Origin of the sequence: Nocardioides sp. YIM 152588 (assembly GCF_040191335.1) — a bacterium.
Classification (GTDB): Bacteria; Actinomycetota; Actinomycetes; order Propionibacteriales; family Nocardioidaceae; genus Nocardioides.
On record NZ_JBEGDJ010000027.1, the window covers coordinates 44,999 to 57,856 of the forward strand.

Consider the following 12,858-nt stretch of genomic DNA (forward strand, 5'->3'; position numbering starts at 1 on the left):
TCAGAGCCCCGCCGCCACCTCGGTCCCCTGCCGGATCGCGCGCTTCGCGTCGAGCTCGGCGGCCACGTCGGCGCCGCCGATCACGGTCCGCCCGTCGGCGACGAGGTCGCGCACGGACTCCTGGCCGGCGCAGAGCACCACGTGGTGCACGTCGAGCGACTGCGCGACACCGTCGACCGTGATCTCCAGGCGCACCAGGTCGTCACGTCCCGGCACCGACGAGATCCGGTCGTACGACGCCCCGCTCACCTGGCGCACGCCCGCCTGCTTCAGCACGGCCCGGTGGGCCCAGCCCGACGTCTTGCCGAGGCCGATGCCGATCGGCGTGGTCTTGCGCTGCAGCAGCGTCACCTCGCGCACCGCGGGCCGGGGCTTCGGCTCGGTGAGCCCGCCGGGGTGGAGGGTCGGGTCGCCGACGCCCCAGTAGGACATCCAGGTGTCCAGCTCGTCGTCGCCCTCGGCGTGGGTGAGCCAGTGGCAGACGTCGACGCCGATGCCGCCGGCGCCGATCACGGCCACCTTCTCGCCCGGTACGACGGCGCCGGAGAGCACCTCGTCGTACCGGACCACACGCGGGTGCTCGGCGCCCGGGATCGCCGGCACGCGCGGGCGCACGCCGGTGGCGAGGATGACGTGGTCGAAGCCGGCCAGCGCGGCGTCGTCCGCCTCGGTCCCGAGGCGCACGTCGACGCCGAGCACCTCGAGGCGCCGCGTGTAGTAGCGCAGCGTCTCGGTGAAGTCCTCCTTGCCGGGCACGGCCATCGCGAGGCGGAACTGGCCGCCGAGGGAGCCGGAGCGCTCGAAGAGGGTGACCTTGAGGCCGCGCTCGGCGGCGGAGACGGCGGCCGAGAGGCCGGCCGGGCCGGCGCCGACGACCGCCACCGTCGAGGCGACCCGCGTGGGCGCGAGCACCAGGGTGGTCTCGCGGCCGGCGCGCGGGTTGACCAGGCAGGAGGCCTTCTTGCCCGCGAAGGTGTGGTCCAGGCAGGCCTGGTTGCAGGCGATGCAGGTGTTGATCTCGTCGGCGCGGCCGGCGGCGGCCTTCGCCACGAGCTCGGGGTCGGCCAGCAGCGGCCGGGCCATGGAGACCAGGTCGGCCTCGCCGTTGGCCAGGATCGACTCGGCCAGCTCGGGGGTGTTGATCCGGTTCGACGCCGAGACCGGCACGGAGACGGCGGCCTTGAGCCGCGCGGTGTAGGAGCGCCACGCGCCGCGCGGGACCTGCGTGATGATCGTGGGCACCCGCGCCTCGTGCCAGCCGATGCCGGTGTTGAACGAGGTCACGCCGGCCTCCTCGAGCCGGTGCGCGAGCTCGACGACCTCGTCCCAGGTCTGGCCGCCCTCGACCAGGTCGACGAGCGAGATCCGGTAGATGATCGGGAAGTCGGGGCCGACCAGCGCGCGGGCGCGGCTCACGATCTCGACCGGGAACCGCATCCGCTTGTCGGCGCTGCCGCCCCACTCGTCGGTGCGGTCGTTGGTGCGCTCGGCGAGGAACTGGTTGATCAGGTACCCCTCGGAGCCCATGATCTCGACGGCGTCGTACCCGGCCTTGCGGGCGAGCACGACGGAACGGGCGAAGTCGGAGGCCGTCCGGTCGACGGCGCGGGAGGAGAGCCGCGACGGCTTGAACGGGGTGATCGGCGACTGCTTGTCCGAGGCGCCGGCGTTGAGCGGGGAGTAGCCGTAGCGGCCGGCGTGCAGGATCTGGAGCGCGATCGCGCCGCCCTCCGCGTGCACGGCGTCGGTGACCTGGCGGTGCCGGGCCGCCTGCAGGCGGGTCGACATCTGCGAGCCGAACGGAGTGAGCCAGCCGCGCACGTTCGGCGCGTAGCCGCCGGTCACGATGAGGCCGACGCCGCCGCGGGCGCGCTCGGCGTAGAACGCGGCCAGCTTGGGCAGGTCGCGCACCCGGTCGTCGAGGCCGACGTGCATGCTGCCCATGACCACGCGGTTGCGCAGGGTCATCGAGCCCAGGGTGATGGGCTCCAGCAGGTGCGGGTACGCCGTCTGCCCGGCCGTGTCGCCGAGCCCGGGGAGCGGGGTGTCGATGTCGTTCATGCCTGTGCCTCCAGGTACTCGGTCAGCCACGCCACCTGGCTCTCCTCGAGCAGGATGCCGCCGCGCAGGACGAGGTAGTGGTCGAGATCGGCGCCGGTCAGCGCCGAGGGTTCGGGGTAGTCGCGCTTCATCAGGGCCCGGTAGTGGTCGAGCCGCGTGACGTGGTCGGCCAGATGGGCGCGCACGGAGTCGAGCACGGTGGCGCGATCGCCGAAGGAGGCGCCGCGCATCTTCACCGCCAGGTCGGAGCGCAACGGGCTGTGCCTGGCCGGGGTGGCCAGCCAGTCGGCGAGGGCGGTCGCCCCGAGCGGCGTCACGTCGTACACCTTCTTGGCTGGCCGGTCGGCCTGCTCCACCACCGTGACGCGCACCCAGCCGTCGCCCTCCATCCGGCCCAGCACCTTGTAGATCTGCTGGTGGGTGGCGGACCAGAAGAAGCCGATCGAGCGGCCGAACCGCTTGGTCAGCTCCAGCCCGGACGCGGGCTGCTCGCTGAGTGCGACGAGGAGCGCGTGTTCCAGGGCCATGCCCCGAGTTTGGACCATGTATGCAACGAATTGCAAGTGCAACGAGTTGCATATCGGTCCGGGGTGGGCGGAGTGCACAACGACGTCTGTGGCGAGACGAAGGTGACCGGCACCACGCGGTCGCTAGGGTCGCCACCATGCGCGCAGTACAGGTCCACACGCTCACCGGTCCCGACGACATCCAGGTCACCGAGCTGCCCGAGCCCACCGCCGGCCCCGGTCAGGTGCTGGTCGAGGTCCACAGCGTCGGCGTCTCCTTCCCCGACCTGCTGCTGAGCCGCGGCCAGTACCAGCTCAAGCCCGAGCCGCCGTTCACGCTCGGCGTCGACTACGCCGGCGTCGTCGCCGGGCTGGGTGAGGGCGTCGAGGGCCTCGAGGTCGGCCAGCGCGTCGTCGGCTTCGGCTCCCACGGCGGCGCCGCCGAGCTGGCCGTCGCGCCGGTCGAGATGGTCTTCCCGCTCCCCGACGAGCTCTCGTACGACGAGGGCTCGGCGCTCCCCATGAACTACCTCACCGCGCTCTTCGCGCTCGAGGAGCGCGGTGGCCTGCGCGAGGGCGAGACGGTGCTCATCCACGGCGCCGCCGGCGGCGTCGGCACCGCCACCATCCAGGTCGCCAAGGCGCTCGGCGCCCGCACGATCGCCGTGTGCAGCACCGAGGAGAAGGCCGCGTTCGCGAAGTCGGCCGGCGCCGACGAGGCGATCCTCATCGACGGCTTCAAGGACGCGGTCAAGGAGCTGACCGGCGGCCGCGGCGTCGACGTGGTCCTCGACGTGGTCGGCGGTGACGTCTTCACCGACTCGCTGCGCTCGCTGGCGCCGCAGGGCCGGCTGCTGGTGGTCGGCTTCGCGGCCGGCCAGGGCATCCCGGAGGTCAAGGTCAACCGGCTGCTGCTCAACAACATCGACGTGCGCGGCGTCGGCTGGGGCGCCTTCGTCTTCGGTCGCCCCGACTACCTCGAGGCGCAGTGGGAGCGACTGGTCCCGATGATCACCTCCGGCGTGGTCAAGCCCCCGATCGGCCAGGTCTACCCGATGGAGCAGTTCGCCCAGGCGCTGCACGACATGGACAACCGGGCCGCGCTCGGCAAGCTGGTCGTCACGATCCGCGGCTGAGCCGGCCCCGGCCACAGGGAGCCCCGGATGCCGGAGGACCCCGCCGCTCACGGCCAGCGGGCCTACGACGTCCGCTGCGACTGGGGCCCCACCGGCGGCGCGGCCCTGGTGGCCGACCTCGGGCCGGACGACGTCGCCGTGGTGGTGGACGTGCTCTCGTTCACCACCACGCTGTCGATCGCGGTGGCCCGCGGCACCCGCGTCCACCCGTTCCGGTGGCGCGACGAGCGCGCGGTCTCGTACGCCGCCGAGCGCGGCGCCGCGCTGGCCGTCGGCCGCCTGGAGGCCCGCGACCTCGCGGACCGGCCCGGCGGGCCGCCGCCCAGCCTGTCGCCGGCCCTGCTGCTGGCCGCCGAGCCGCTGCCGGCGATCGTGCTGCCCTCGCCCAACGGCTCCACGATCTGCGCCGCCCTCGGCGCCGGCGGCGTGCCGGTGGTGGGCGGCGCGCTGCGCAACGCGTCCGCGGTCGCCGCGCACTGCGCGGACCGGGTCGCGGGTGGCGCCCGGGTCGCGGTCGTGGCCGCCGGGGAGCGCTGGCCCGACGGCACCCTGCGGCCCGCGGTGGAGGACCTGTGGGGCGCGGGCGCGGTGCTCGCCGCGCTGCGCCGGCAGCTGCCCGGTGGTGAGCGGACCGCGTTGAGCCCCGAGGCCGAGGCGGCGCTCGCGGCGTACGAGCGGGTCGCGGCGGACCTCCCCGCGCTCCTGCCGACCGTCGCCGGCGGGCGCGAGCTCGACGACGCGGGCTTCGGGGCCGACGTCGCGGCCGCCGCGGACCGCGACGCCGAGGACGTGGTGCCGGTGCTGACCGGTGACGGCTTCGTCGACGCGCCTACGGCGTGAGTCGGGTCGTGTGCCCCACGCATCGCCATAGCGGGTTCTCAGGCACACGACCCCGCCCTCGCGCCCGAACCCCGCACCCGCACCCGCCCCGCCCCGCACGCGCCCGGCCCCGGCCCCTGACCATCGTCGGGCGGTCCGGCTAGTCTCGGACCCGTGACGATCCTGGACGACGCCCGCGAGGGCATGGACCTGACCATCCGCCCGCAGGACGACCTCTTCGGGCACGTCAACGGCACCTGGCTGACCGAGTGCGAGATCCCCGCGGACCGCTCCAGCTGGGGTCCGTTCGTGCAGCTGGCCGACCAGGCCGAGGAGCAGGTGCGCGAGATCATCACCGACCTCGCCGCCGGGGCCGACGCCGCGGCGGAGGGCGGACAGGGTGGCGAGGACGCCCGCAAGATCGGCGACCTCTTCAACTCCTTCATGGACACCGAGCGCATCGCCGAGGTCGGCACCGCGCCGCTGGAGCCGATGATCGCCGCGGTCAGGGGCCTGCGCGACGTCCGCGACCTGGCCGCGTTCCTCGGCGAGTTCGAGCGGATCGGCGGCTACGGGCTGTTCGGCTCCTACGTCGACACCGACGACCGCGACTCCGACCGCTACCTGTTCCACCTGGTCCAGGGCGGCCTCGGGCTGCCGGACGAGTCGTACTACCGGGACGAGAAGTTCGCCGAGATCCGCGAGAAGTACGTCGCCTACCTGGAGCGGCTGCTGACCCTCGGCGGCCACGCGGACCCGGCCGGCGCCGCGCAGCGGATCCTCGAGCTCGACACCGAGCTGGCCAAGGGCCACTGGGAGCGCGCCGAGACCCGCGACGTCCAGAAGACCTACAACCTGACCACCGAGGACGAGCTGAAGGCGCTCTGCCCGGCCTTCGACTGGGACGCCTACATCACCAACCTCGGCGGCCACCCCGACGCCGAGCACACGATCCTGCACGAGGTCGTGGTCCGCCAGCCGTCGTACTTCGAGCACCTCTCCGGCGTCCTGGAGTCCACGCCGCTGGAGGTCTGGCAGGACTGGCTGTTCAGCCACGTGGTCCGCTCGGCCGCGCCGTACCTGACCGACGACTTCGTCGAGACCAACTTCGACTTCTACGGCCGCACCCTCAACGGCACCCCCGAGCTGCGGGCCCGCTGGAAGCGCGCCGTCGCCTTCGTCGAGGGCGCGATCGGCGAGGCGGTCGGCAAGGAGTACGTCGCCCGCCACTTCCCGCCGACCTCGAAGGCGCTGATGGACGACCTGGTCGCCAACCTGCTGGCGGCGTACCGGGTCTCCATCGAGGCGCTGGACTGGATGACCGAGGAGACCAAGGAGCGCGCCTACGAGAAGCTGGCGACGTTCCGGCCCAAGATCGGCTACCCGGAGAAGTTCCGCGACTACTCCGCGCTCACCGTCTCCGCCGACGACCTGATCGGCAACGCGGCCGCGGCCTCGGCGTTCGAGACCGACCGCCAGCTGGCCAAGATCGGCTCCCCGGTCGACCGCGACGAGTGGTTCATGCTGCCGCAGACGGTCAACGCCTACTACAACCCGGGCACCAACGAGATCTGCTTCCCCGCGGGCATCCTGCAGAAGCCGTTCTTCTCGCCCGACGCCGAGGCGGCCGAGAACTACGGCGGCATCGGCGCCGTGATCGGTCACGAGATCGGCCACGGCTTCGACGACCAGGGGGCGCAGTACGACGGCGCCGGCAACCTCAACGACTGGTGGACCCCGGACGACAAGTCCGCCTTCGAGGTGAAGTCGAAGACGCTGGTGGAGCAGTACGACGACTTCGAGCCGCGCAACCTGCCCGGCGAGAAGGTCAACGGCGCGCTCACCGTCGGCGAGAACATCGGCGACCTCGGCGGCCTCACCATCGGCCACAAGGCCTACGTGATCTCCCGCGAGGCCGAGGGCGAGGACGCGACCGAGGACGACCGCAAGAAGGTCTTCCTCAACTGGGCCTACGTGTGGCGCACCAAGCGCCGCACCGAGCAGGAGCGCCAGTACCTGACGATCGACCCGCACTCCCCGCCGGAGTTCCGCGCCAACATCGTGCGCAACCTCGACGAGTTCCACGAGGTGTTCGGCACCCAGGAGGGCGACGGCCTGTGGCTGGACCCCGCCGACCGGGTCCGGATCTGGTGACGACCACGTTCGACGCCGCGGTGGTCGCCGCGGTCACCGGCCACATGAACGGCGACCACCCCGAGGACAACCTGCTGATCGTCCGCGCCCACGGGGCCCCCGAGGCCAGCGGCGCGGCGATGATCGGGGTCGACGGCGAGGCCGGCACCTGGGAGGTCGTCGGCCCCGAGGGGCCGATGGGCGAGGTGCGGGTGCCGTGGCCCGCCGGCGCGATCACCGAGCGCGCCGAGATCCGCCGCGAGGTGGTGGCGCTGTACGACGCCTCCTGCGCCGCCCTGGGAGTGGAGCCGCGCGCGCACTGAGGCGGCCTCGGTCCGCGTGCGGGCCTCAGGCCAGCGGATCCTCGGGCAGGTCGCCCGGCTGGACCTGGTCGGCATCGAGCCACTGGTGGGCGGGTACGCCGGCGGGCGAGACGAACGTGTGCAGGTAGCCGCAGCGGGTGCACGCCGCGCCCTCGACGGCCGGGTACGGGCCCTCCCGGTCGAACAGCGAGAACCCCCCGGACAGCTTCACCTCGCGCCGCTCGAACGACGCGCCGCCGCACACCTGGCAGGGGAGGAAGCGTTGGGTCGGGCGGATGTAGACGTGCACGCGGGGCTCCTCGCTCGTCGGACGGGTGCCGCGATCGTAGGCGTCGGGGGTCGCTGGTAGACACGGAGGCATGACCACCGCTCCCACCGCCGCCGACACCCGCGCCCGCGCCGAGGAGCACCTGCGTGCCCTGGTCGGCCGCGACGACGTCGCGCTGCACGAGGACCAGTGGGCGGCGATCTCGGCGCTGGTCGTCGACCGCCGCCGCGCGCTGGTCGTCCAGCGCACCGGCTGGGGCAAGTCGGCCGTCTACTTCATCGCCACCCTGCTGCTGCGCGAGCAGGGGGCCGGCCCGACGGTGATCATCTCGCCGCTGCTGGCGCTGATGCGCAACCAGATCGCCGCCGCCGAGCGCGCCGGCATCCGGGCCGTGACGGTGAACTCGACCAACATCGAGCAGTGGGACGAGGTCCACGCCGCGATCAACGCCGGCGAGGTCGACGTGCTGCTGGTCAGCCCCGAGCGCCTCAACAACCCGGGCTTCCGCGACGAGGTGCTGCCGCGCCTTGCCGCCACCTGCGGCCTGCTGGTGGTCGACGAGGCGCACTGCATCTCCGACTGGGGCCACGACTTCCGCCCGGACTACCGCCGGATCCGCACGCTGCTGGCCGAGCTGCCGACCGGGATCCCGGTGCTGGCGACGACCGCCACCGCCAACCAGCGGGTCACCGACGACGTCGCCGAGCAGCTGGAGCCGGTGGTTGACCCGTCAGAGGTTTCGAGGCTCGCTCCGCTCGCACCTCAACCACCGACGGCCCCCGGCTCCGTCCTCGTCCTCCGCGGCAGCCTGGACCGGGCCTCGCTGCGCCTCGGCGTGGTCCGCCTGACGACCGCCGAGCAGCGGCTGGCCTGGCTCGCCGACCACCTCGCCGAGCAGCCGGGCAGCGGAATCGTCTACTGCCTGACCGTGGCGGCCACCCAGGAGGTCGCGGACTACCTGCGCTCGCGGGGGCACCGGGTGGCGGCGTACTCGGGGCAGACCGAGCAGACCGAGCGGCTCGCGCTGGAGCAGGCGCTGATCGACGGCGAGGTGAAGGCCCTGGTCGCCACCAGCGCCCTCGGCATGGGCTTCGACGCCAGCCTCGGGTTCGTGGTCAACCTCGGGGCCCCGGACAGCCCGGTCGCCTACTACCAGCAGGTCGGCCGTGCCGGCCGCGGCGCGATCGACGAGGCGTCGGTGGTGCTGCTGCCCGCGATCGAGGACCGGGACATCTGGGCCTACTTCGCGTCGTTGGCGTTCCCCCGGGAGCCGGTCGTCCGAGAGACCCTGGCGGTGCTCGCCGAGGAGGGCCGGCCCATGAGCACCGCCGCGCTGGAGCCGCGGGTCGACCTCTCCCGCAACCGCCTGGAGACGATGCTCAAGGTCCTCGACGTCGACGGCGCGGTCCGCCGGGTCAAGGGCGGCTGGGAGTCGACGGGGCGGGAGTGGGCCTACGAGGAGGAGCGGTACCGGCGGGTCTCCGAGGCCCGCGCCGCCGAGCAGCGCGCCATGCTCGACTACCTCTCCTCCGGCGAGTGCCGGATGGCCTACCTGCGCCGCCAGCTCGACGACCCGGCGGTGCTCGCCGACCCCGCGTGGACCTGTGGCCGCTGCGACAACTGCGGCGGGCTCGCCCTCGACGCCGGCGTCTCCGAGCAGGCCGTCAGCGAGGCCGCGGACCGGCTGGCCCGGCCCGGCGTACCGATCGAGCCGCGCAAGCTGTGGCCCACCGGCCTGCCCGCCGTCGGCGTGGAGCTGAAGGGGCGGATCAACCCCGCACTGGAGGAGGGCCGGGCGATCGCCCGGCTCACCGACCTCGGCCACGGCGCCGCGCTGCGCGGACTCTTCGCCCCCGGGCCCGACGGCGCTCCCGTCGACGGCCCGGTGCCCGACGGCCTGGCCCGGGCGATGGTCACGATGCTGCAGGACTGGCGGCCGCAGGTCGACGCGATCGTCGTCGTCGACTCCGTCCGCCGGCCGACGCTGGTCGGCGACCTGGCCTCGGGTCTCTCCCGCTACCTGCGCAAGCCCGTGGTCGGCTCCTGGTCCGTGCTCGACCCGTCCGTCCCGCCCGAGAAGGGCGCCACGAACTCCGCCCAGCGCGTCTCCGCGGTCTCCCGGCGGGCCGGCCTCCGCCTCGCCGAACCGGGCGCGGTCCGGGGCGCGAAGGTGCTGCTGGTGGACGACCTGTGGGCCACCGGATGGACCCTCACGCTGGCCGGATCGGCCCTCTACGAGGCCGGCGCCGAGGGCGTCCTCCCGCTGGTCCTGGCCACGCAGGGCTGAGGCGCCCGCGGGGGGCGAGAAACCCCAGGTCAGCGCGTGTAAATTGTTGATTGCGCGGATGGTGGGAATGGGGGGTCCCGGCCCCATACTTCGGGAGTGAACCAGGTTGCCGTCATCGCCTACTTCGCGGACGACCCGTCCCGCACCTACCAGCTCGTCCAGTGGCTCCCCGTCCTGGAGCTCCTCGACCACGAGCATCCGGTCGGCCTGGTGCTGCGCAACCATGATTCGGCAGCCATCGTCCGGCAGCGCACCAGCCTGCCGGTCGAGGTGCTGCCGGAGTTCTCCGCGCTGACCGAGCGCTACGCCGACCTCGACGCCAAGGTCGTGCTCTACTGCAACAACTCCATGTACAACTTCCAGTCGCTGCTGGACACCCGCAAGCTCCACGTGCACATCAACCACGGCGAGAGCGACAAGCAGAGCATGGCGAGCAACAACGCCAAGGCCTACGACCGCGTCTTCGTCGCCGGCGAGGCCGCCGTGCAGCGGCTCGACGCCGGCCTGATGGCCTTCGACCTCGGCAAGGTGGTGCGGATCGGTCGCCCGCAGCTCGACCTGCGGCCGGCCCCGCTGATCCCGCCGACCACCCGCCGTACCGTCCTCTACGCGCCCACCTGGGAGGGGGACGCGGACTACAACGACTACACGTCGGTGGACACGATGGGGCCCGAGGTGATCGAGGCGATCCTCGCGGTCCCCGACACCCGGGTCGTCTACAAGCCCCACCCCAAGGTGACCACCAGCCAGACCCAGGCGATCCGGGACGGGCACCGCCGCATCCTCGAGCTGGTCGCCCGGGCCGCGGCCGAGGAGCCGGACGCCGGGCACGTCGCGGTGATCAGCGGCGACATCCTGGCCGTGATGCCCGACTGCGACGCGATGGTCAGCGACGTCTCCTCGGTGGGCCTGGACTGGCTCTACCTGAGGACCGAGCGGCCGATCTTCGTCACCGACCGGCACCACGACCCCGAGCGCCTGCGGCAGGAGGTGCCGGTCAGCCGGTGCGCCGACGTCGTCGACGCCGAGGGCGGCCTCGACGTGGCAGGGCTGACCGCGCTGCTCGCCTCGCGCCTCGAGCACGACGAGCACCACCTGGCCCGGGTCGCGATGCGCCACCACTACTTCGACGACAACCAGATCGGCGACAGCACCCAGCGGTTCATCGCCGAGGTGGGCGCGCTCGTGGTGCTGCGCGACGTGCTCCTGGGCGAGGCCGATCCGCTGGCCGGCGCGGCGATCACCGCGTGATCCGGAGCCCCGGCGTACCGCTGGTGCGCCGGGGCTCCGATGTCCCCGGATTCCGGGGTGCGCGGCCCTAGGCTGCCGGGCATGACCGACGCTCCCAGCTCCGGATCCGAGGGCACGCCCCGCGACGACTCCGACGCCGTCGACCCCGACGCGGTCGAGCCCGACACGGACCAGTCCGCCGCTGCGGGGGCGTCGTCCGCCGACGGACCGGCGGAGGGGGCGGCTCCCGCCGAACCGCTGTCGCCGCCGACCGTGACCTACCCGGACACCGGTGGCTCCTCGACGACGCCGCCGCCGCCTCCGCCGGGGCCGGGTGGCGCGCAGACCGTCATGGTGCCGACGGCCGCCGACGGTCAGCCCGAGCCCCCCGTCGGTCCCGGGACCGCCGGCGGCCCCGATGGCCCCGATGCTCCTGGCGGCGAGGCCGCGGCACCGCCCGCCCCGCCGGAGAGGGCCGGCATCACCGCGGCGCTGGCCGCGATCGGCGCCGGCCTGCTCGGCGCGGCCGTGGTCGTCTCCGCGGTCCGCTCCCGCGCCGACGGCGACCTCGACTGGTCGGTCTACGGCACCGGGCTGGCCGCCGTCGTCGCGCTGCTGGCGATCTCGCTGGTCGGGGCGCTCCTCGCGCGCCGTACCGCCGGCGCCGGCGCCCGCTCGGACCTGGTCACCTGGCCCGGCGTGGTCGGCATCGCCGGCCTCGGCGTGCTGCTGCCCGTCGGGCTGCAGGACACCGGTGTCGCGGACCACCTCGCCTACCTGGTCGGTGGGGTCGTCGCCGCGCTCGGCGTGGTGGGGTACCTGCTCGCCAGGCGCCCGGCCTTCGCCGTGGTCACCGTCCTGGGTCTCGGCCTGGTCTACGCGGAGGCGTTCGGCGACATCTTCGGCGACAGCATCGACTCCGAGGACGCCGCCGTCTGGTTCGCGATCGCGGTGACGGCGTTCGTCGCGATCATCACCGTGGTCGGTTGGCTGCTGCCGAGCCGGGTGATCACCTCCGTCACGGTCGGCGTGATCGGCATCGTCGGCATCGCGGGCAGCCTGGCCGCGATGCTCGTCATGCGGCTCCTCGGCTCCGCGCTCGGGCAGGTGATGTCCGAGTTCGGGATGAGCGACGACACGGGCGGCATGACGTCGCAGGTCTTCGGCCAGCCCACCTGGTCCGCCGTGCCCGCCGACTACGAGACCGACGTCGCGGTGGTGCTCGGCTTCGCCGCCGGGCTGACGCTGCTGTGGGCCCTGGCCGCCATCATCACCGACCACTCCGGCTTCTCCCTGCTGGCGATCGGCATGCTGGCCACCGCCATCCCGCTGGCCACCGTCGTCCTCGCCGTCCAGCACCCCACCTGGTGGGTGGCCGCGCTCGGCGCGGGCGGCGCGGTGGTGCTGCTGCTCGCGGCGCCGCTGGTGAAGCGGCAGGCCGCGCGAGTCGGCACGAACTGACGGGCCCGAGGCGCGAGTCGGCAGAAACTTTCTGCCGACTCGCGCCGTCCGCGGTCAGCTTCTGCCGACTCGGCGTGCCCGGGGCCGGGAACCCGGTGTCGGGGCCGCGCGTTAGCGTCGGGGGTGCGCCCGCCGATCCACGGCGGGTGCGTGGTGCGTGGAGGTGCCGGTGAGTTTCGTCCCTGTCTCGGGGCCGGCGACGTTCCGGCCGGCGCACCCGCCGCGGGACGGAGAGATCGAGTTCACCGACGCGGGCGGTCGGCGGGTCAGCCTGCCGGTCCGGGCCGCACTCCCGGTGCTCGCCCGCGCCCGGGAGGACGCCGAGGCCCACCCCAGCGTCGCGCTGCTCTCCGGCGCCGTGCTGCTCGCCACCCGCTTCGTCGGCGCCGGCAAGCTGGCGCCGGCCACCGACGCGGACCCGCCGCACTGGCGGATCGACGGCCTGGACGAGCGGGACACCCAGAGCGTCCGGCTGCTCGCCGACGCGCGGCGGTACGACGGCCTGGACGCCGCCGCCGCGTCGACGCTGGTCGCGCAGGTCCTCGACGCCGTCGCCGACACGCTGCCACGCGCTGCGCCCGCGCCCACGCGGGTGCCGACCGCGAGGCGCGCGCGCCCGGAGCCGGCCGCCCCC

Annotated in this window: 10 protein-coding genes and 1 pseudogene; 8 read left to right on the top strand and 3 right to left on the bottom strand. The window is 73.7% G+C overall.

All coding sequences use genetic code 11. From position 1 onward, the window contains the following. A complete protein-coding gene (locus ABLM29_RS13850; RefSeq protein ID WP_349714707.1) occupies nucleotides 1-2,061 on the bottom strand; it encodes an FAD-dependent oxidoreductase in 2,061 nt (686 codons plus the stop codon). Beyond that, on the bottom strand, nucleotides 2,058-2,588 hold the full coding sequence (locus ABLM29_RS13855) for a PadR family transcriptional regulator (RefSeq protein ID WP_349714708.1): 531 nt from the start codon (nucleotides 2,586-2,588) through the stop codon (nucleotides 2,058-2,060). Before ABLM29_RS13855 ends, ABLM29_RS13850 begins: the two co-directional genes overlap by 4 nt. A gap of 137 nt (nucleotides 2,589-2,725) precedes the next feature. Here ABLM29_RS13855 and ABLM29_RS13860 point away from each other — a divergent pair, with 137 nt between their 5' ends. From ABLM29_RS13860 to ABLM29_RS13875, 4 genes are all read left to right on the top strand, one after another. After that, nucleotides 2,726-3,703, top strand: coding sequence for an NADPH:quinone oxidoreductase family protein (locus ABLM29_RS13860; RefSeq protein WP_349714709.1), 978 nt, complete (start codon nucleotides 2,726-2,728; stop codon nucleotides 3,701-3,703). Nucleotides 3,704-3,730: 27 nt separating this feature from the next. Further along, nucleotides 3,731-4,543: a 2-phosphosulfolactate phosphatase gene (locus tag ABLM29_RS13865; RefSeq protein WP_349714710.1), complete on the top strand. Its 813-nt coding sequence runs from the start codon at nucleotides 3,731-3,733 to the stop codon at nucleotides 4,541-4,543. A gap of 153 nt (nucleotides 4,544-4,696) precedes the next feature. After that, nucleotides 4,697-6,676 carry a M13 family metallopeptidase gene (locus tag ABLM29_RS13870; protein WP_349714711.1) on the top strand — a complete coding sequence of 660 codons (1,980 nt, stop codon included), beginning with the start codon at nucleotides 4,697-4,699 and terminating at the stop codon, nucleotides 6,674-6,676. Then, the gene (locus ABLM29_RS13875; RefSeq protein WP_349714712.1) at nucleotides 6,673-6,978 is read left to right on the top strand and encodes a DUF2470 domain-containing protein; all 306 of its coding nucleotides are present in this window, start codon (nucleotides 6,673-6,675) and stop codon (nucleotides 6,976-6,978) included. Before ABLM29_RS13870 ends, ABLM29_RS13875 begins: the two co-directional genes overlap by 4 nt. Before the next feature lie 25 nt (nucleotides 6,979-7,003). Here ABLM29_RS13875 and ABLM29_RS13880 read toward each other — a convergent pair whose 3' ends face one another. Next, nucleotides 7,004-7,267 carry a hypothetical protein gene (locus ABLM29_RS13880; RefSeq protein ID WP_349714713.1) on the bottom strand — a complete coding sequence of 88 codons (264 nt, stop codon included), beginning with the start codon at nucleotides 7,265-7,267 and terminating at the stop codon, nucleotides 7,004-7,006. Nucleotides 7,268-7,337: 70 nt separating this feature from the next. On the opposite strand from ABLM29_RS13880, the gene ABLM29_RS13885 reads away from it, so the two are divergent. The 4 genes and pseudogenes from ABLM29_RS13885 to ABLM29_RS13900 all read left to right on the top strand — a co-directional run. After that, nucleotides 7,338-9,533, top strand: a complete 2,196-nt coding sequence (locus ABLM29_RS13885; protein ID WP_349714714.1) for a RecQ family ATP-dependent DNA helicase — start codon at nucleotides 7,338-7,340, stop codon at nucleotides 9,531-9,533. A gap of 96 nt (nucleotides 9,534-9,629) precedes the next feature. Further along, nucleotides 9,630-10,784, top strand: a complete 1,155-nt coding sequence (locus ABLM29_RS13890) for a CDP-glycerol glycerophosphotransferase family protein (protein ID WP_349714715.1) — start codon at nucleotides 9,630-9,632, stop codon at nucleotides 10,782-10,784. A gap of 81 nt (nucleotides 10,785-10,865) precedes the next feature. Further along, entirely contained in the window at nucleotides 10,866-12,224 is a 1,359-nt protein-coding gene (locus ABLM29_RS13895; protein WP_349714716.1) for a hypothetical protein, read from the top strand. 169 nt (nucleotides 12,225-12,393) lie between these two features. Further along, nucleotides 12,394-12,858 (top strand): annotated as a pseudogene (locus ABLM29_RS13900) (hypothetical protein); the annotation flags it as partial.

What these genes read in the sequence shown, in the direction of transcription:
- ABLM29_RS13850 (WP_349714707.1), bottom strand. Translation starts at nt 2,061, where the DNA reads ATGAACGACATCGACACCCCGCTCCCCGGGCTCGGCGACACGGCCGGG.
- ABLM29_RS13855 (WP_349714708.1), bottom strand. Translation starts at nt 2,588, where the DNA reads ATGGCCCTGGAACACGCGCTCCTCGTCGCACTCAGCGAGCAGCCCGCG.
- ABLM29_RS13860 (WP_349714709.1), top strand. Translation starts at nt 2,726, where the DNA reads ATGCGCGCAGTACAGGTCCACACGCTCACCGGTCCCGACGACATCCAG.
- ABLM29_RS13865 (WP_349714710.1), top strand. Translation starts at nt 3,731, where the DNA reads ATGCCGGAGGACCCCGCCGCTCACGGCCAGCGGGCCTACGACGTCCGC.
- ABLM29_RS13885 (WP_349714714.1), top strand. Translation starts at nt 7,338, where the DNA reads ATGACCACCGCTCCCACCGCCGCCGACACCCGCGCCCGCGCCGAGGAG.
- ABLM29_RS13895 (WP_349714716.1), top strand. Translation starts at nt 10,866, where the DNA reads ATGACCGACGCTCCCAGCTCCGGATCCGAGGGCACGCCCCGCGACGAC.